The following is a 16,983-nucleotide window of genomic DNA, read 5'->3' on the forward strand; positions in this document are numbered from 1 at the left end:
CGGTGTTCGCCGCCGCCTTCGGCTTCGAGGCCGCCGGATTGTACGGGGCGGCGCTCACCAGCGCGAGCCTCGCGTTCCTTGGCGGTGGTTCCCTCATAGCCGGTGGCGCGGGAATGGCCGGCGGGACGATGCTCATCGTCGGCGGCGGGGCCGTGTTGGGCGCGGCCGGCGGCGCGGGAATGTCCGCGGCGGCGTCGATGGCGATGGCCACGAATGGCGACTACGTGTTGGAGGAATGCGCGAAACTGACCGCGTTCTGCAAGGACGTGCTCGTCAAACGGTATGGCGACCTCGCGTCCGCGTATGGGATCAACGTCGCGCTCAACAGGCGGATAATCGAACTCGAGGCAAGAACCGAAGCGGTCAGACGCGGCATACGCGACGGTGGGGCGGACGGGGACGGCGACGGGAAGGCCAGTCCCAAAAAGATGCTCAAGATACTCAATCGCAGCCTTAAATACATGAAACGCGCCAACAAGGAGCTGGTGAAGGTCCTGAAGGACGCGGGAAGGAAAAGCCGGCAGCCACTACTCGATCCAAGCCCCAATGAAAGCAAGCAGGGGAGCGTGGACATCGAAAGCGAAGGGGAATCCGCATGCGGGACGGCATCCGACCTATGAGCAATCCCAGCCTTAAACGGACGGGGCATGACATGGAGATACGCGAAGAACGCGTGACGGTCATGCCTGACTTGCCATGCACCACTTCACCCGTCGGCCCGAGCGATAATGGGGGTATGACGGAGGAAATGGTAAGAGCCGGCGTCGGATTTGAGCCAATATGCGCGAGGGGCTATGGGTACACGGTCACGCTGTGTGATGGTGTGGTCACCATCGAACGCGGCGGAATCGTCGCGTCCATGTACGGGTTCGCGCGGACCGAGATACCGGTCGGCAGCATCGTGGACGTGGCACCCGGCAAGGCGACGGTCTTCGCGAACGGCCTGTTCTGCCTGTCCGTGCGCACGTTGGACGGAGATACGCCGATGCTGGGCAGCGCGTCCGAGTCCCGCAAGTCGCCGTACTGCGCGATCTACACGAAAAAGCAGGAGAAGGATTTCCGACGGCTGTGTGACGCGGTGGAATCGATGCTGTCCGTCGATCCTCTGCCGGTCGCGTACGACCAGACGCCGGAAAGCCTTTACATGCGACAGCTCGCGTCGATAGCGGAATCGAAACAGCATAGGAAGGAAATGGGGTCGAAATGAAATACGGTATGAGGAAGCCAAGTTGAAAAAAGAGCCTGTCGGCACGTACGAAAGGTCGCGCGACGCGTGCTGTCAAAAAGGCGCTGATTCCAGGATACGGCAAAAAGGGCATGGGCTGGCTGCATCCCAAGCGCAAGCTGTACAACACCGTCTACCGGAAGACCACTTTCAGCCTGTTTGACCTGTTCAAATAAGAAAACCGTGATGGATTTATTAGATTTGGCCGTGCATAGAGGCGCGTCTACTGGCACGCCGGGATGATTTCGCCATCTCTGTTGATGAAACGCGCCGGTGACAGAGGCTCGTCCGACTCCAAGCGGTCCAGATACGCGAAGATGCGTTCCGGCGGTTGCTCCATTCTTGAAGGGACGAATTGGAACGTGGCGGGACGAATCCGCATGTCAACTCCCTGTTTTGCGAGCGCTCCTGTCAGTCGTTCGATGGGGTTGGTTCTTATGCCTTGTTTGATGGTTTGTGTGAGTGAGTTTTTGCATTGTGCGACGTTTTGTTTCCAGTCGCGCATCTTATATCCGGTGATGTTTTCGTGCCATTCGTAGTTGTCGCCTTTTGAATGTAGCGTCCATCCGGGCCATAGTGCGTTGAATGGGTTGATGGCCCAGTCGTCTTCGTAGATGGACCACCATTTTATTGTTTTGTTTATGTAGTCGATGTGGATGCCTTTTTCGGGTTGTTTGTTGTGTGTTTGGAGGTTCCATTGCCAGGGTTTGCCTTCGTTGCAGCCTTGGATGACTTTGTTGACGAGCGTATGCATTTTGTTGGGGCCGAGTAGGGCTATGTTTTCGAGGTCGATGTAGTTTCCCCAAGTGATTGTTTTGTTGTTTTCTGTTGTGCAGGAGAATGCGTCGGTTTCGTTGGATATGGTCCATGGGGCCATATCCGATGCGGCGTCGAAGTCGCCGAGGTCTTTGAACGAATGATCGGTGTAGATGATGTCTGTGTCGGCTCCGGTGGCGCGTAATGTGCCGCGTGTGTCTTCGGGGGACCAGATTGCGGTCCATCCTGGCCATGTCAGTTCGATCAGGGCGTTGATGAGCCGGGGAAGGTAGCAGCCTTCGCTTTCTTCGGCCCAGACGATTCGTTTGGTGGTCATATCGATGAACAGGGTGCCTTCGAGCCATGGCGCGCTTTTCATCTCTTGGGGGGTATCCACGCCGTATGGGGCCTCGTGGTCAACACCGCCGCGAACTGGCTGACCTGGCAGGGCTACCTCCTCTTCCTGATCGGCGGCAAGGACGGCAGCTGGGCATCCGCCAACCTCGGCGTGATCGTGGCGCTGCTTGTCGGCCTGTTCGGCGCGTTGGCGTTCCAGCGTGGAGACATCGCCAAGCAGGAGGCCGACCTGCCGGCATCCGAAACGGCGGATGCCATCGAAGCCAAGTGACGAACGGCGCGATCGCACAGGAAGGAACATACGATGATCGCTGAAGATGAGTGGCTGGTCGTCATCGACCGTCAGAAAGTATTCGCCGAAAGCGAATGGTCCGCTTGGGCCTGCGCCGACGGAACCTACTACGACACCAACGAAGCGTTCGCAAAACTGGCCAAGGCGTTCGGCGACCGCGTGGTCTACACGCGCTACGTCGCGCCGATTCCGCCAAAGGACGCCTGGGTCGACTACTTCAAGGACTGGCCGCAGTTCCTGGTACCGCCGGACGACCCGATGTACGACCTGACCGACGAGACCGCCGCCCTCGCCGAAGGCCATCAGGTGGTGGACCGCACCACATTCGGCAAATGGGGACAACAGCTGATCGACGCGATCGGCGGAGCCAAGAAAATCACGGTCTGCGGCGTGGCCACCGACTGCTGCGTGCTCACCACCGTGCTCGCCGCGGCCGATAACGGCGTGGCCGTGCGCGTTCCGGCCGACGCCTGCGCCGGCAGCACCCCGGAGAACCAGGAACTGGCGCTCAACACGATGCGCTTGTTCGAACCGCTGATCACGGTAACCGACACGGCGTCGATCCTGGCATAGCCGACAGCGGCTTTCCCGCATATCGATGGGTTCCGTGTTTTTCCGAAGGCCCAGGACTTTCGGGAAAACACGGAACCCATTTTTCCATTTCACGAGACTTTTGGCCGACATGTGGAATACCAGCCTGGAAACGCGCCGAACCATGTAATATCGCTTGCGGACACGGGGGCCATTATGGCTGAGAGGAAGCGACCGCTTCAACCGTATGAACGTATACCGGATAATGCCGGCGCACGGACGTCTCTCTACTTCCCGTGCCTTTGCATAAGAGAAAGGCACATACCTTTATGACTGAAGAAAACCAGTCTTCCGCAGTTCGCAAACCCAACGTCAAATGGCGTGTGGTCGACATCGTCGTGGCCGCGATTGTTGCCGTCGCATCCGGCGTGATCTTCTGGGCCTGGGACTTCATCTACGCCGTCCCGACCGCCCTGTTCGACAGCCTCACCCCGGGACTGGGCGGACTCTTCCATTTCATGTGGCTGTTCGCCGGCCCGCTCGTGGCCATCATCATCCGCAAGCCCGGCGCGGCCTTCTTCGGCGAAACCATCGCCGCGGTCATCGAAACGCTGCTGGGCAATCCATTCGGCGTGACGCACGCACTGCTGATCGGCATGGCCCAAGGACTCGGCGCCGAAATCGGCTTCGCGGTCTTCGCATACCGCAAGTGGAACCTGCTCACCGTGACCCTGGCCGGCGCGTTGACCGGCCTATCCAATGGCCTGTACGAGTGGGTCGTCACCGCCGGCTGGTCGACACTGCAAGGCGTTGTGTTCACCGTCTGCTGCGTCATCTCCGGAGCCGTATTCGGCGGAGCGCTCATGTGGTTCGTACAGAAGGCGCTCGCCAAAACCGGTGTGCTCGACCGCTTCGAATCAGGCAAGGCCGACGTCGTGGCCTGAACCACGCAACTCACAATCCAACAACAAACACAGAAAACATGCCGGCCGTCCGCCGGCGTATCCAAGAAAAGAGAAAATCATGACCAACCACGTTCCAGAAGCAACGAAACCCGCCAGTGGAGACTACGCCTGGCTGGGCGCGGAAGCCGGCTCCGTCGCCGACCTCATGTACATGCTCAACACCGAGGACTGGTACGACGCCATCAACTCGCGTTTCGTCAGCGAGCTGCTTGACGACACCTTGCCGGAATCCATCCTCAAGGCGTACCTGATCCAGGATTTCAAGTTCTATAACAACGGCATGATGGCGCGTCTCATCAAACTCGCCCCACGTCAGGAGACCAAGGACATGCTCGCGGCGCAATCGCAGTGGTTCGCCGACAACGAGGCCACCTACTTCGAGCACTTCCTCGAGGCCTATCACGTCAGCCAGGAGGAATACGACGCGACCGAACCGACCCCGGCCAACAAGGAGTACGGCGCATACCTCGACAGCCTGTCCGACAAGAGCTGGCCGGAACTGATCACCGCGATCTGCTGCATGGAATGGCTGTACCTCGCATGGGCCAAGCGCACCGTCGACGCCGACGTCATCCAGCAGGTGCCGGCGCACAAGGGCTGGGTCGACCTGCATGAAGGCGCGCACTTCCGCAAGTGGGTCGGCGACCTCATCTCCCTGGTCAACGAATACTGCTCCATCGATGGTCCGGAAGCCGAAGTGTTCCGCACCATCGTGCATCTGGAGCGCCGCTTCTTCGACGACTCCTACCCGCAGGAGTGAGCCTGCGATCCACGACCGCATAAGCCATGAGCCGGGCGCGTACGATCGATGTCGTACGCGCCCGGCTCATTTGTTGCGGTTCCGTCCGGAGCCCGGCTTCCTCGTGCGCGGCTGCCGCGCGGGGGCGGCCCGGCTACAGTGAAATCTTGTCGATACGCCGGAGCTCCTCGTCGCTGAACGAAGTGTTTCTAAGCGCACCGATGTTGTCGATCAGCTGCTGTGGACGGGACGCTCCGACCAGCACCGAAGCCACCATGCCGTCGTGCAGCAGCCAAGCCAGCGACATTTCGGCGAGCGTCTGTCCACGCTCGGCGGCCAGATCGTTCAGGTCGCGAATCTGCTGAAGCCGTTCCGGCGTCAACGCGCTCTGCTGCAGGAATCGTCCGTCATGTGCGATTCTGCTGTCCGCCGGAACGCCGTTCAGATACCGGTTGGTCAACAGTCCCTGGGCGAGCGGGGAGAAAGTGATGAGTCCCTTGCCAAGACGGTGCGCGGTCTCCTTGAGCCCATTGCGTTCCACGGTGCGGTCGAAGATGTTGTAACGGTTCTGGTTGATGATGAACGGCACATGCATCTCATCCAAAATGGCGGTGGCCTTCTCGAGTGTGGGGCCATCATAATTGGACAGGCCCACATACAGCGCCTTGCCGCTGTTCACGGCCGTGGCGAGCGCGCCCATGGTCTCTTCGAGTGGTGTGGATGGATCCATGTGGTGGTGGTAGAAGATGTCCACGTAGTCGAGGTTGAGGCGTTTGAGGCTTTGGTCGAGTGAGGCGAGCAGGTATTTGCGGCTGCCGAGGTCGCCGTAGGGGCCGGTCCACATTTCGTAGCCGGCTTTGGTGCTGATGATGAGTTCGTCGCGGTGGTGGTGGAAGTATTCGTGCAGGAGTCGTCCGCAGTTTTTTTCGGCCGATCCGGGTTCGGGGCCGTAGTTGTTGGCCAGGTCGAAGTGGGTGATGCCGTTGTCGAATGCGGTGAACACGATGCGGCGCATGGTGTCGTATGGGGTGGTGTCGCCGAAGTTGTGCCAGAAGCCGAGGGATATGGCCGGCAGTTTGAGGCCGCTTTCGCCGGCATGGTTGTAGGTCATGCTGTCGTATCGGTTTGGCGATGGCGTATAGACGGTGGTCGGTTCGAGCATGTTTTCTCCTTTGAATATGCTGCTCATGTCGTATCCGCAATCAACATACACGTCCGTTTGTCGTGCCGCAACATTGCGCAATACAATAAGGCGCATCGCGGTATTCGATGCGGTGGTAGGAGAGTGGCCCATGCGTGTGGAACATGGATTCGGTCCGGTTTGGGATGCCGGATCGCGCGTGTTGGTGTTGGGTTCCGTGCCAAGTCCGAAGTCGCGTGAGATGCGGTTTTATTATGGTCATCCGCGCAATCGTTTCTGGCCGGTCATGGCGGCTGTTTTCCATGATGACGGTTGTCTGCGCGAGTGCCGGGACCCGGACCAGATTGTGGGGTTGCGTAGGGATTTCGCTTTGCGTCACCATATGGCGTTATGGGATGTGATTGAGTCGTGCGACATCGATGGAGCGAGCGATGCCAGTATCCGTAATGCGGTGCCCAATGATCTTTCCCCGATAATCATGCGATCGAAAATCGCCCATGTCTTCACCACTGGCGCGAAAGCCGCGCAACTGTACCGTAAGCTCTGCGTTCCGCTGCTTCGGGCGCATGGATTGGACGGCATGCCGATGACGCAGCTGCCATCCACCAGTCCGGCGAACGCCAAAGCCGACCTGCCCGGACTCGTCGAAGCGTACGGATGCGTCGCACGCTCCGTTTCGCAGGCGTCGTAAGGCGTTTCCGACGGCTGCGGCATTGTCCGAACCCTATTTATACAATCACGGTTGCGTTGAAATCCGAAGCGTCCTCCACTAATCCGTCTGGAATGGACGTTTCCCGCGAAAACCAGCAAAACGGAAGGCGAAAGATGGCACTGAGCGCCGCAATCATCCTTGCCGCGGGCGAAGGCACCCGCATGCGTTCCAACAAACCGAAGGTGCTGCACACCTTGGCCGGCAAAACGTTCCTGAACCGTGTCATGGACTCCGTGGCGGCCCTTGACCCCGATACGCTCGCCGTGGTGGTCCACTACCAGGCCGAACGCGTCGCCGAAGCCGCACGCTCCTACAACGAGCACGTCACCATCGTCGAACAGGACGACATCCCCGGAACCGGCCGCGCCGTGCAATGCGCGATGGCGCAGCTCACGCAGAAGGACGATCTGGACGGCGCCGTGCTGATCGCCGCATCCGACATGCCGCTGCTCGACACCGACACGCTCGACCAGCTGCTCGCCTTCCACGAGAAAAGCGGCAACGGCGCGACCGTGCTCACCACCATCCTCGACGATCCGACCGGCTACGGCCGCATCATCCGCGACAGCGAAGGCAACGTGCTGCGCATCGTCGAACAAAAGGACGCCAACAGCAGCGAACTCGCCGTACGCGAAGTGAACACCTCCGTATACGTGTTCGACGCCAAACTGCTCGCCGAAGCCATCGCCAACCTCAAATCCAACAACGCGCAGGGCGAATTCTACCTGACCGACGCGCTCGAAGCCGCCAAAGCCAATGGAGCCGTCGGCGCTTTCGCCGCCCCCGACCCGCTAAGCGTGGAAGGCGTCAACGACCGCGTGCAGCTCGCCGCGCTCGCCAAGGCGCACAACAAGCGCGTGTGCGAGCATTGGATGCGCGAAGGCGTCACCATCCTCGACCCGGACACCACGTGGATCGAGGACGACGTGCAGATCGCACGCGACGCGGTGATCCTGCCCGGCTGCTTCCTCCAAGGCCATACGGTGATCGGCGAAGCCGCCGAAGTCGGCCCGTACACCACGCTGATCGGCGCCACCATCGACGCCGAAGCGCATGTGGAACGCTCCCGCGTGCAGGAGACGCACATCGGCCGCGCGGCCAACATCGGCCCGTGGACGTATCTGCGTCCGGGCAACGAGCTCGGCGAGGGAAGCAAGGCCGGCGCGTTCGTGGAAATGAAGAAGGCGCACATCGGCAACGGCACGAAGGTGCCGCACCTGAGCTATGTCGGCGACGCCGACCTGGGCGAGCACACCAACATCGGCGGCGGCACCATCACCGCCAACTATGACGGCGTGCACAAGCACCACACCACCATCGGATCGAACGTGCACGTCGGCGCGGGCAACCTGTTCGTCGCCCCCGTCACCGTCGGCGACGGCGTCACCACCGGAGCCGGCTCCGTGGTCCGCCACGACGTCCCGTCCGACTCCATGGTCTATTCCGAAAACACGCAACACGTAGTAGAGGGCTGGAAGCCCGAATGGGAGCGCTGAACATGCCTGCATTGCAAGATTCCATCGACGCCATCCGCATCGCCGCAGCCGCGGCCGACCGCATGAAGGCCACCGACATCGTGGCGTTCGACGTTACCGAACCATTGGCCATCACCGACGCGATGCTCATCGCCAGCGCCTCGAACGAACGCCAGGTGCTCGCCGTCGCCGAGGAAATCGAGAAGGACCTGTACCTCAAGGCCGGCAAACGCCAGCCGCGCTCCCGCGAAGGCCTGACCGAAGGCCAGTGGGTGCTGCTCGACTACGGTGATTTCGTCATCCACGTCATGCACCAGGAATCCCGCGAATACTACCGTCTCGAACGGTTGTGGAAGGACTGCCCGAGCATCGATCTGCAGCTCGAACACGCCGAGGGCGAGCAGGAGCCGACGGCTTCCAGCGAAGCGTGATTTTTCATCCATCATCGAAACGTGCCTTCCCGAAAATCCTGCGGAAGGCACGTTTTGGTATGCGCCGTCCCAGCAATCCGAATACGACGGCAGACAGGCAATAAATCGGAAAGACAACCGGCAGATAGGGGAGAGGCATGCCCAGAAACGTCGAACTCGACCATGATGAGACCATGACGCCACACGTGCGTTCCATCACACTGGTGCGCCACGGACGCACCGCATACAACGCGCAGCACAGGCTGCAGGGACAGATCGACATTCCGCTCGACGAAGTGGGTATGTGGCAGGTTCGCCAGACCGCGTCCGCATTGCGTGAACTGTACGTGGACCGTCATCCCGAAGCGGCATGCCAGCTGGTCGTCTGCTCCGATCTCAAACGCGCGGCCGCCACCGCCCACGCGTTCGCCGACCCGCTCGGACTCGACGTGCATCCCGACGTCCGTGTGCGAGAACGCAGCTTCGGCGATTGGGAAGGCATCGCCGTCGAAGAGCTCGCCAAACGGTTCCCCGAGGATTATCTGTCATGGGCCCAGTTCCGCGGCGGCGAGCTCAAGTATGGCGCAGAACCGAAGCAGAACGTCGGCAGGCGTGGCGTCGAGGCGTTGAACGATTGGGCGTCGAAGGCCGGCTCCGATACCGACCTGTACGTGTTCTCGCATGGTGCCTGGATCTCGCAGACGTTGCAGACGCTGCTGGGATTGAGCGAAGTGCATGGCGATTTCGCCGACATTCTGTCGATGCGCAACGCGCATTGGGTGCGGCTGGCGCCGTTGGAACTACAGGGCGCGCTGCGGTGGCGTCTGGTCGACTACAACCATGGTCCGGCGATCGCCGACACCGAGCAGTGGGAGCATCCGCAGCTATAGCCGCCGACGAAAACGGGGGATGACGCGCGTCCCGTTCCCAAGTTTTTTCCAAGCTTTTCACAGAATCGCAAGTTTTTTCAAAGCGTAATCGGCTACCGTCATGCTCTGTGAAGAATTTTTTCAAGGGCATATCGTTTTCATCGATTTTCGCGGGCGCGCTTGCCGCGGTGACCTCGTTCCTGCTGTCCGCAAAAATCGGCATCGCGGGATCGGTGATTGGCGTCGCCGCCGGTTCCATCGTCTCGGCCGTTGCGACGCAGGTGTACAAGAACGTGCTCAAGGCGTCGGGGGAGAAGCTGCAAAACGCCGTACCGTTCGTGACCAACGACAAGGACGGTACGGACGGTGCCGGCAAGAGCGGCGATGACGCCACCACGGTGATCGCTCCCGCCGAATCCGAGGGCGAGCAGACCAAGACGCTGTCCGCGGAGGAATCCGATGAGACCACGGTCATGACGTCCGTGGACGGGGATACGACCGCGGCGATGCCCGCAACGTCAGGCCGTGTCATTTCCTCCACGCAGGCCGGAGGACGCGAATCGAACATGCTTCCGGACAATGCCGGCGGAAGTATCCAGCATGCTGGACGCCGGGCGTCGTTTGACGCTTGGCTGCATGGCAAGCGTGCGCCGATCGTCATCGCGATCGTCAGCGCGCTTATCGGCGTGGCCGTGAGCGCCGGACTGATCCTCGCGTTCACGGGCGGACATGGAACCGATACCGTGGTGCGTGACATGGTCAACAGCAAGCAGACGCCGTCGGATGACAATGCCGGCGATTCCACCTACGGCAGCGGAAACAACGGCACGCAGGACAATATGCAGAACCAGTCCGGCACGACGGACACCGATAAGGATTCCACCACGAACTCCGACAGGAACAACGGCAAGGACACCGGGAAGAAGACGGATTCCACAACCGGCGGCACCGGAACGTCCACCGACGGCTCGGACTCGTCCACCGACACCGGAGACGATTCGAACAAGACGGATTCGTCCACGGACTCCACTACGCCATCCGACGGATCGACGTCAGGCACCAACAATTCGGGACAGTCGGGTACGGGGACGACCACCACGCCGAATGGTTCGGCATCCACGAACCAGAATCCGACGCCGAACGGTTCGAATCCCAATGGCACGTCATCCGGCACGTCAGGCAATGGGACGGACACTTCGAAATAGCCTATGAGGCATGTGTCCGGGGCTTTCCTCGACCACGTGCCCGACACGCCGCGAATTGCATGATTCTGCTCTGTGTTGTATCTTATACAAGGTTTGCAGAGCAGATATTGGGGCTATGGCGCAGCTGGTAGCGCATCTCCATGGCATGGAGAGGGTCAGGGGTTCGAATCCCCTTAGCTCCACGATTGGAAGGCTTCCGGAGAGATTCGGAAGCCTTTTTCTTTACCGTTTCCCGTCGGCTTCCGGGCAATCCGCTGATCGGATGCGAAAACCAAGAAAGCGAGAACCATGATCGACGAAGTACTGTTCCTGCGCCACGGACGCACCGCATACAATCTCGCCAGACGGCTGCAAGGACAAATCGACATTCCCCTCGACATCGTCGGACGGTGGCAGGCGGACCAAAGCGCGTACGAACTCGCCAAAACCTACTATTGGGCGAAAGTCGCGCATCTCGCCGAACATAACGACCAGCTCGCGCAACCCACGTATGAAGGCGCGCATCTCGCAGACATCAGCGAAATCAACAACGCGCCCGCCACGGCCCGCCGCATGCTCGTCGTCTCATCGGATCTGTTCCGCGCGCAGCAGACCGCGCACGCCTTCGCCGACCTCATGGGGCTGGACGTGGAACTCGACCCGCGTCTGCGCGAACGCAGCTTCGGCGAATGGGAGGGCATGACCCGCGAGGAGATCTGCGAGCATTACGCCGACGACTACCATTCCTGGCGCGCCCACACGGGAGGCGAAACCAAGCATGGCGTGGAAAGCCGCATCCATACGGGCCGACGCGGCGCGGAAGCCGTGCGCGACATCGTCGCCAAACACCATGACGAGACAATGCCTACCACATTGCTTCTCGTCGGCCACGGCTCATGGATCGTGGCCACCGTGGCGGTGCTGCTCGACATGGACCCCGACGATCTCAACAACGTCGGCGCGATGCGCAACGCCTTCTGGACGCGCATGACCCCGCACACCGACCCCAGGAACGCGGACCGTCCCACTTGGAAGCTTGAGGAATTCAACCAAGGCCCCGCCATCGCATCATTCGCCGACTGGGAGAACGGTCCCGAATCGTTGCGCGCGCCCGGCATGCCGCTGTGGAAGCCGATCATCCAATAAGCATCCAATACACGGCGCCGAAAACATCATCCAAAGTGAACTCTTGATGGAATCACCGCCGTCCGTACGGCAAATTCTCACGGTGGGACTATCCTTAATGAGGTTGTTTGCCCGACCATGCGGCGAGCCGGGAATCCGGCGATCGTTCCGCATGCGGATCGGGCTTCCGTACAGCGATAGAACGTTGGAAAGCGCGAAAGGCGGGTGAGAGACATGTTGAGAATGTTCAGAACGATTAACGGCCAGGTGGAGCAAATCCAAAAACCGGAGAACGGCTCCTGGTTATGTCTCTCGGCGCCCACCGACGTGGAGCTCGCCAACGTGTCCATGGAAACCGGCATCGACCTGGCCGACCTGCGCGCCCCTCTGGATGACGAGGAACGCTCGCGCGTCGACGTCGAGGACGACTACACGATGATCATCGTGGACATTCCTACCGTGGAGGAACGCGGCGGCCGCGACTGGTACGAGACCATCCCGTTGTCGATCATCATCACCCAGTCCGCCATCATCACCGTCTGCATGCAGGACACGCCCGTGCTGCACCCGTTCATGGAAGGCACCATCCGCGGCTTCAACACATACATGAAGACCCGGTTCATCCTGCAGATCCTGTACCGCAACGCCACCATGTACCTGCGTTACCTGCGCATCATCGACCGCGAAAGCGACAAGCTCGAACTGAAGCTGCGCCACTCCATGCAGAACCGAGAGATCCTCATGCTGCTGGAACTGAGCAAGACATTGGTCTACTTCACCACATCCCTCAAATCGAACGAAATCGTCATGGAGAAGCTGACCACGCTGCCGAGGCTCAAGCAGTATCCGGAGGATGAGGACCTGCTCGACGACGTCATCACGGAAAACAAGCAGGCAATCGAGATGGCCAACATCTACAGCGGCGTTCTCGCCAACATGACCGACGCGTTCGCATCGATCGTGTCGAACAACCTGAACAACGTGATGCGCATCTTCACCATCATCTCCATCACCCTGTCGATTCCGACCCTGATCTTCTCCATGTACGGCATGAACTTCCAGGAAGGCATGCTCGGCATGCCCCTCACGGACAAGCCATGGGGCTTCGCGGTGATCATCGGCATCTCACTGGTCCTTTCGGCGATCGTCACCTGGTTCCTCACCCGGTCGCGCATGTTCAAGTGACGTCCATGATGGGAAAAGCGCGATACGTGGCCGCGGCGGCATGCGCGGCATTACTTGCGGCCGGCGCCGGCGCGTGCGGCACATCGGTTTCCGTGGTGACCGAAGGCGCGGCGCAGGGGCCGACAATCGCGATAGGAGTGGCCGCCGACCAGCCGGGGCTTGGATACCTGCATGGAGGCGAATACTCCGGTTTCGACATCGACGTGGCCAAATACGTGGCGAAAACCCTCGGATACGCGGAAAAGCAGATCGTGTTCAAACAGCTGTCCCCGGCCATGCGAGCCTCCGCGCTCACCGACGGCACGGTGGACATGGTCGTGGATTCCTTCTCCATGGACGGGACCCACGATGGTGAGGCCGACGTCGCCGGACCATATCTGACGGTCCGGGAGGCGCTGCTCGTCCGCTCCGACAGCGCATCCGAAATCACCGGGACCGACAGCCTGTCCGATAAAACCGTATGCGCGGTCGCTGGAAGCGCGGCGGACGACAACATCCGCAACCGCACGAAAAACACCCGCACGACGGTGGCGGAACGCGACACGTATCCGCAATGCATGACGGCGCTGATGATCGGCGAGGCCGACGCCGTCGCCGCCGACGACGCGATCTCGGCCGGACTGGCGTCGAACAACACAGGCGACCATCTGAAGATCGTCGACGTTCCCGACACCACCTGGTCCTACGGCATCGCCGTCAAATCAGGACAGGACGAGCTGGTCGGGCAAATCGACGCCGCATTGCGCGCCATGGTCAAGGACGGCTCGTGGCAGAAGGCCGCGGCCGACATGGGCAAGTCGATCGGATACACGCCCGACGCGTCCATGAATCCGCCGAAGGCAACGGCCAAGGCCCCGTCCTCCGGCGCGTCCGCGGCATCGGAAAAATAACGGCGGCGCACGTGCCTGAATAGTGGTTGATTCCTTGCGAAGTGTCCAGTTGCGCGGCTAATTTCATGCACTATGAGTGACACTGAGAAAAGCGCGCAGGCGCAACCGAACGAATCCGCCGAACCGTCGTTCCGCTACAACGCGAAGCTGGCGCAGGGCATCGAAGAGAAATGGCAGAAGATCTGGGATGACGAAGGCACCTTCTGGGCCGCCAACGTCAACGGCGACCTGAAGGACGGCAAGGGCCATAACGCAGAAGGCCGCCCGTCCTACTTCGCGATGGACATGTTCCCGTACCCGTCCGGCAAGGGCCTGCACGTCGGCCACCCGCTGGGCTACCTCGCCACCGACGTGGTCAGCCGCTACCACCGCATGAAGGGTGAGAACGTGCTGCACGCCATGGGCTACGACGCCTTCGGCCTGCCGGCCGAGCAGTATGCCGTGCAGACCGGCCAGCATCCGCGCATCACCACCGAACAGAACATCGCCAACATGCGCCGCCAGCTGCACCGCATGGGCCTGAGCTTCGACAACCGTCGTTCCTTCGCCACCATCGACCCCGGCTACGTGCGTTGGACCCAGTGGATCTTCTCCCGCATCTACGACGCCTGGTACGACGAGGACGCCACCAACCCGTCCGGCTCCAGGGGCTGCGCCCGCCCGATCAGCACGCTCGTCGAACAGTTCGAATCCGGCAAGCGCGCCATCCCGGGCTTCGAAGGCAAGGCCTGGGCCGACCTGAGCGAAGCCGAGCAGGCCGACGTGCTCAACGACTTCCGTCTGGCCTACATTTCCAAGTCCCCGGTCAACTGGTGCCCAGGCCTGGGCACCGTGCTCGCCAACGAGGAGGTCACCGCCGAAGGCAAGTCCGAACGCGGCAACTTCCCGGTGTTCCAGCGCGAACTGCGTCAGTGGTCCATGCGCATCACCGCATACGGCCACCGTCTGATCGAAGACCTCGACACCATCGACTGGCCTGAGAAGGTCAAGCTCATGCAGCGCAACTGGATCGGCGAATCCCACGGCGCTTCCGTGCATTTCGACGTCGAGACCCCGAACGGCGTCAAGGACATGGAGATCTACACCACCCGTCCCGACACCCTCTTCGGCACCACCTTCGCAGTCGTCTCCCCGGAACACCACCTGCTTGAGGACGTGCCTGCCGAATGGCCGGCGGAAACCCCCGAGGATTGGAAGGGCGGCTACGCCACCCCGGTCGAGGCCGTGAAGGCGTACCGTCTGGCCGCCGAAGCCAAGACCGCCAAGGACCGCGTGGACGAGGCGGGCGAGAAGACCGGCCTGTTCACCGGCCTGTACGCCATCAACCCGATCACCGGCGCTAAGCTGCCGCTGTTCACCGCCGACTATGTGCTCATGGACTACGGCACCGGCGCGATCATGGCAGTGCCGGGCGGCGATCAGCGCGATTACGATTTCGCCGTCAAGTTCGGCCTGCCGGTCATCTACACCGTCAAGCCGCTGCCGGAATCCGGCGACGACCTCGCCAACTATGAGGGCAAGGCGCCGTTCGTCTCCCATGACGGCATCGTCATCAACTCCTCCATCGACGCGACCAAGGCCAAGGGCGATTCCCTAAGCCTCGACGGCCTGCGCGTGGACGAGGCCATCGACAAGGTCAACGCCTGGCTCGAATCCGCCGGCGTCGGCAAGGGCACCGTCAGCTACCGTCTACGCGACTGGCTGTTCAGCCGCCAGCGCTACTGGGGCGAGCCGTTCCCGATCGTCTACGGCGAGGACGGCACTCCGCACCTGCTTCCCGACGAGCAGCTGCCGATCAACCTGCCGGACGTGCCGGACTACAGTCCGAAGACCTTCGACCCGGAGGACGCCGAATCCGACCCGGAGGCTCCGCTGAGCCGCAACGAGGACTGGGTCAAGGTCGAGCTCGACCTGGGCGACGGCAAGAAGACCTACTACCGCGACACCAACACCATGCCGAACTGGGCCGGCTCCTGCTGGTACTACATGCGTTACCTCGACCCGACCGACACCAAGCACATGGTGGAGAAGGACGAGTTCGACTACTGGATGGGTCCGGACCACAACAAGACCGCCGGCAAGTCCGGCGGCGTGGACTTGTACATCGGCGGCGTCGAACACGCCGTGCTGCACCTGCTGTACTCCCGCTTCTGGCACAAGGTGCTGTTCGACCTCGGCTACGTCGACTCCATGGAACCGTTCCACAAGCTGTTCAACCAGGGCATGATCCAGGCATACGCCTACACCGACGACCGCGGCCAGTACGTGCCGGCCGCCGAAGTGGTGGAAGGTCCCGCCGACGCCAACGGCGAGCCGACGTTCACATGGAACGGCCAGCATGCCAACCGCGAGTTCGGCAAGATGGGCAAGAGCCTGAAGAACATCATCACGCCTGACGACATGTATGAGAACTACGGCGCGGACACCTTCCGCCTGTACGAGATGGGCATGGGCCCGCTGGCCGAATCCCGTCCATGGAACACCCGCAACGTGGTCGGCTCCATGCGTTTCCTGCAGCGCCTGTGGCGTAACGTCATCGACGAGACCACCGGCGAGGTGCGCGTCACCGACGGCGAGCTTGACACGAAGACGCTGAAGCTGCTTAACAACACGATCGCCGACGTGACCGTCGAGATGGAGGCCATGCGTCCGAACACGGCCATCGCCAAGCTCATCGTGCTCAACAACCATCTGACCAGCCTCGACGCCGTGCCGCGCGCCGCCGTCGAACCGCTGATCCTGATGCTCTCTCCGATCGCCCCGCACATCTGCGAGGAACTGTGGAGCAAGCTCGGCCACACCGAATCCCTGGCGCACGCCGACTGGCCGAAGGCCGACGAACGTTACGTCGGACAGGATTCCGTCACCGCGGTCGTGCAGATCAAGGGCAAGGTGCGCGCCAAGCTCGAGGTCTCCCCGGACATCGATCCGAAGGAGCTGGAGAAGATGGCGCTCGAAGCCGTCGCCGACCGACTGGGCGGCAAGGAGCCACGCAAGGTCATCGTCAAGGCTCCGAAGATCGTCTCCATCGTTCCCGCGGAATGATCTTCTGACGAGACGGCCCGCATAAGAGGACGCGGGTTCTTCCGCACCATGGCGACACGCCAGGAATGTGGATAACCCGCGT

At 61.3% G+C, this 16,983-nt stretch carries 16 protein-coding genes, 1 tRNA gene, 1 pseudogene and 1 riboswitch; of the genes and pseudogenes, 16 read left to right on the forward strand and 2 right to left on the reverse strand.

Going from position 1 to position 16,983, the window contains the following annotated elements:
* Together OGI63_RS05435 and OGI63_RS05440 are read left to right on the forward strand one after the other, a co-directional pair.
* A pseudogene (locus OGI63_RS05435) lies at positions 1-620 on the forward strand (hypothetical protein); the annotation flags it as partial.
* Between the two features lie 116 nt (positions 621-736).
* A complete protein-coding gene (locus OGI63_RS05440) occupies positions 737-1,207 on the forward strand; it encodes a hypothetical protein (RefSeq protein WP_143245772.1) in 471 nt (156 codons plus the stop codon).
* Between the two features lie 241 nt (positions 1,208-1,448).
* On the opposite strand, the gene OGI63_RS05445 is transcribed toward OGI63_RS05440, so the two are convergent.
* Positions 1,449-2,378, reverse strand: a complete 930-nt coding sequence (locus OGI63_RS05445) for a hypothetical protein (protein ID WP_143245377.1) — start codon at positions 2,376-2,378, stop codon at positions 1,449-1,451.
* Positions 2,379-2,393: 15 nt separating this feature from the next.
* Between OGI63_RS05445 and OGI63_RS05450 the strand changes: the two genes are divergently transcribed.
* The 4 genes from OGI63_RS05450 (at position 2,394) to OGI63_RS05465 (ending at position 4,886) form a co-directional block, all read left to right on the forward strand.
* Entirely contained in the window at positions 2,394-2,609 is a 216-nt protein-coding gene (locus OGI63_RS05450; RefSeq protein ID WP_050731452.1) for a hypothetical protein, read from the forward strand.
* 33 nt (positions 2,610-2,642) lie between these two features.
* The gene (locus tag OGI63_RS05455) at positions 2,643-3,203 is read left to right on the forward strand and encodes a cysteine hydrolase (RefSeq protein ID WP_041777314.1); all 561 of its coding nucleotides are present in this window, start codon (positions 2,643-2,645) and stop codon (positions 3,201-3,203) included.
* A gap of 152 nt (positions 3,204-3,355) precedes the next feature.
* A riboswitch (TPP riboswitch) is annotated at positions 3,356-3,459 on the forward strand.
* Between the two features lie 31 nt (positions 3,460-3,490).
* The gene (locus tag OGI63_RS05460; protein ID WP_041777313.1) at positions 3,491-4,105 is read left to right on the forward strand and encodes an ECF transporter S component; all 615 of its coding nucleotides are present in this window, start codon (positions 3,491-3,493) and stop codon (positions 4,103-4,105) included.
* A 79-nt stretch (positions 4,106-4,184) separates the two neighbouring features.
* A complete protein-coding gene (locus tag OGI63_RS05465) occupies positions 4,185-4,886 on the forward strand; it encodes a TenA family protein (protein ID WP_021913372.1) in 702 nt (233 codons plus the stop codon).
* A 133-nt stretch (positions 4,887-5,019) separates the two neighbouring features.
* Here OGI63_RS05465 and OGI63_RS05470 read toward each other — a convergent pair whose 3' ends face one another.
* Entirely contained in the window at positions 5,020-6,027 is a 1,008-nt protein-coding gene (locus OGI63_RS05470) for an aldo/keto reductase (protein ID WP_011743237.1), read from the reverse strand.
* Between the two features lie 130 nt (positions 6,028-6,157).
* Between OGI63_RS05470 and OGI63_RS05475 the strand changes: the two genes are divergently transcribed.
* The 10 genes from OGI63_RS05475 (at position 6,158) to leuS (ending at position 16,901) form a co-directional block, all read left to right on the forward strand.
* Positions 6,158-6,697: a DNA-deoxyinosine glycosylase gene (locus OGI63_RS05475; RefSeq protein ID WP_011743236.1), complete on the forward strand. Its 540-nt coding sequence runs from the start codon at positions 6,158-6,160 to the stop codon at positions 6,695-6,697.
* 134 nt (positions 6,698-6,831) lie between these two features.
* Positions 6,832-8,214: a bifunctional UDP-N-acetylglucosamine diphosphorylase/glucosamine-1-phosphate N-acetyltransferase GlmU gene (gene glmU / locus OGI63_RS05480; protein ID WP_011743235.1), complete on the forward strand. Its 1,383-nt coding sequence runs from the start codon at positions 6,832-6,834 to the stop codon at positions 8,212-8,214.
* A gap of 2 nt (positions 8,215-8,216) precedes the next feature.
* Complete coding sequence (rsfS, locus tag OGI63_RS05485) at positions 8,217-8,624, forward strand: ribosome silencing factor (protein WP_011743234.1); 408 nt, start codon at positions 8,217-8,219, stop codon at positions 8,622-8,624.
* 137 nt (positions 8,625-8,761) lie between these two features.
* A complete protein-coding gene (locus OGI63_RS05490; RefSeq protein ID WP_003807037.1) occupies positions 8,762-9,493 on the forward strand; it encodes a histidine phosphatase family protein in 732 nt (243 codons plus the stop codon).
* Positions 9,494-9,600: 107 nt separating this feature from the next.
* Positions 9,601-10,677 carry a hypothetical protein gene (locus OGI63_RS05495; RefSeq protein ID WP_011743232.1) on the forward strand — a complete coding sequence of 359 codons (1,077 nt, stop codon included), beginning with the start codon at positions 9,601-9,603 and terminating at the stop codon, positions 10,675-10,677.
* Positions 10,678-10,786: 109 nt separating this feature from the next.
* Positions 10,787-10,859: transfer RNA gene (locus tag OGI63_RS05500), tRNA-Ala, on the forward strand.
* A 106-nt stretch (positions 10,860-10,965) separates the two neighbouring features.
* Entirely contained in the window at positions 10,966-11,802 is an 837-nt protein-coding gene (locus tag OGI63_RS05505) for a histidine phosphatase family protein (protein WP_041777312.1), read from the forward strand.
* A gap of 213 nt (positions 11,803-12,015) precedes the next feature.
* Positions 12,016-12,966 carry a magnesium transporter CorA family protein gene (locus OGI63_RS05510; RefSeq protein WP_003807032.1) on the forward strand — a complete coding sequence of 317 codons (951 nt, stop codon included), beginning with the start codon at positions 12,016-12,018 and terminating at the stop codon, positions 12,964-12,966.
* Between the two features lie 5 nt (positions 12,967-12,971).
* Complete coding sequence (locus OGI63_RS05515) at positions 12,972-13,856, forward strand: transporter substrate-binding domain-containing protein (RefSeq protein ID WP_011743230.1); 885 nt, start codon at positions 12,972-12,974, stop codon at positions 13,854-13,856.
* A gap of 72 nt (positions 13,857-13,928) precedes the next feature.
* The gene (leuS, locus tag OGI63_RS05520) at positions 13,929-16,901 is read left to right on the forward strand and encodes a leucine--tRNA ligase (protein ID WP_011743229.1); all 2,973 of its coding nucleotides are present in this window, start codon (positions 13,929-13,931) and stop codon (positions 16,899-16,901) included.
* The last annotated feature ends 82 nt before the right edge of the window (positions 16,902-16,983 follow it).

This window comes from Bifidobacterium sp. KRGSERBCFTRI, from assembly GCF_025908335.1.

Coding starts and splice junctions, on each gene's coding strand:
- OGI63_RS05440 (WP_143245772.1), top strand. CDS start 737: ATGACGGAGGAAATGGTAAGAGCCGGCGTCGGATTTGAGCCAATATGC.
- OGI63_RS05455 (WP_041777314.1), top strand. CDS start 2,643: ATGATCGCTGAAGATGAGTGGCTGGTCGTCATCGACCGTCAGAAAGTA.
- OGI63_RS05460 (WP_041777313.1), top strand. CDS start 3,491: ATGACTGAAGAAAACCAGTCTTCCGCAGTTCGCAAACCCAACGTCAAA.
- OGI63_RS05465 (WP_021913372.1), top strand. CDS start 4,185: ATGACCAACCACGTTCCAGAAGCAACGAAACCCGCCAGTGGAGACTAC.
- OGI63_RS05470 (WP_011743237.1), bottom strand. CDS start 6,027: ATGCTCGAACCGACCACCGTCTATACGCCATCGCCAAACCGATACGAC.
- OGI63_RS05475 (WP_011743236.1), top strand. CDS start 6,158: ATGCGTGTGGAACATGGATTCGGTCCGGTTTGGGATGCCGGATCGCGC.
- glmU (WP_011743235.1), top strand. CDS start 6,832: ATGGCACTGAGCGCCGCAATCATCCTTGCCGCGGGCGAAGGCACCCGC.
- rsfS (WP_011743234.1), top strand. CDS start 8,217: ATGCCTGCATTGCAAGATTCCATCGACGCCATCCGCATCGCCGCAGCC.
- OGI63_RS05490 (WP_003807037.1), top strand. CDS start 8,762: ATGCCCAGAAACGTCGAACTCGACCATGATGAGACCATGACGCCACAC.
- OGI63_RS05505 (WP_041777312.1), top strand. CDS start 10,966: ATGATCGACGAAGTACTGTTCCTGCGCCACGGACGCACCGCATACAAT.
- OGI63_RS05510 (WP_003807032.1), top strand. CDS start 12,016: ATGTTGAGAATGTTCAGAACGATTAACGGCCAGGTGGAGCAAATCCAA.
- OGI63_RS05515 (WP_011743230.1), top strand. CDS start 12,972: ATGATGGGAAAAGCGCGATACGTGGCCGCGGCGGCATGCGCGGCATTA.
- leuS (WP_011743229.1), top strand. CDS start 13,929: ATGAGTGACACTGAGAAAAGCGCGCAGGCGCAACCGAACGAATCCGCC.